This window comes from Micromonospora sp. NPDC004336 (assembly GCF_053602615.1).
Genome location: NZ_JBSGDY010000383.1, coordinates 1 through 1,082, shown reverse-complemented (window position 1 = coordinate 1,082; position 1,082 = coordinate 1). Strand labels below are relative to the sequence as shown.

The 1,082-nt window shown below is 66.5% G+C and carries 1 protein-coding gene; it reads left to right on the top strand.

Features of this window, described 5'->3' with window-relative positions; translation table 11 throughout:
* A partial coding sequence (locus tag ACWENR_RS30900; RefSeq protein WP_452280456.1) for an AAA family ATPase occupies positions 1-1,082 on the top strand: 1,082 nt, incomplete at both ends.

The following is a 1,082-nucleotide window of genomic DNA, read 5'->3' as shown; positions in this document are numbered from 1 at the left end:
CGGAACCTGACTCAGGCTGCCCGGGAGGGCAAGCTCGACCCGGTGATCGGGCGGGAGAAGGAGATCGAGCGGGTCATGCAGGTGCTGTCCCGCCGCACGAAGAACAACCCGGTGTTGATCGGTGAGCCCGGCGTCGGTAAGACGGCTGTGGTGGAGGGCCTGTCCCAGAAGATCATCAAGGGTGAGGTGCCCGAGACGCTGAAGGACAAGCAGCTCTACACCCTCGACCTCGGTGCCCTGGTCGCGGGTTCCCGCTACCGCGGTGACTTCGAGGAGCGCCTGAAGAAGGTGCTCAAGGAGATCCGTACCCGGGGTGACATCATCCTGTTCATCGACGAGATCCACACTCTGGTGGGTGCGGGTGCCGCCGAGGGCGCGATCGACGCCGCGAGCATTTTGAAGCCGATGTTGGCGCGTGGTGAGCTGCAGACCATCGGCGCGACCACGCTGGATGAGTACCGCAAGCATCTGGAGAAGGACGCGGCGCTGGAGCGTCGGTTCCAGCCGATCCAGGTGGGTGAGCCGTCGCTGGCGCACACCATCGAGATCCTCAAGGGGCTGCGGGACCGTTACGAGGCCCACCACCGGGTGAGCATCACGGACGCCGCGCTGGTGGCGGCGGCGACGCTTGCTGACCGGTACATCTCGGATCGGTTCCTGCCGGACAAGGCGATCGACCTGATCGACGAGGCCGGCGCCCGGATGCGGATCCGTCGGATGACCGCGCCGCCGGACCTGCGTGACTTCGACGAGCGCATCGCCCAGGTGCGTCGGGACAAGGAGTCCGCGATCGACGCGCAGGACTTCGAGCGCGCCGCGCAGCTGCGGGACAAGGAGAAGCAGCTGCTGGGTCAGAAGGCCCAGCGGGAGAAGGAGTGGAAGGCCGGCGACCTCGACGTCGTGTCCGAGGTCGACGACGAGCAGATCGCCGAGGTCCTCGGCAACTGGACCGGTATTCCGGTCTACAAGTTGACCGAGGAGGAGACCTCGCGTCTGCTGCGGATGGAGGACGAGCTGCACAAGCGCGTCATCGGGCAGGAGGACGCGGTCAAGGCCGTCTCGAAGGCCATCCGCCGTACGCG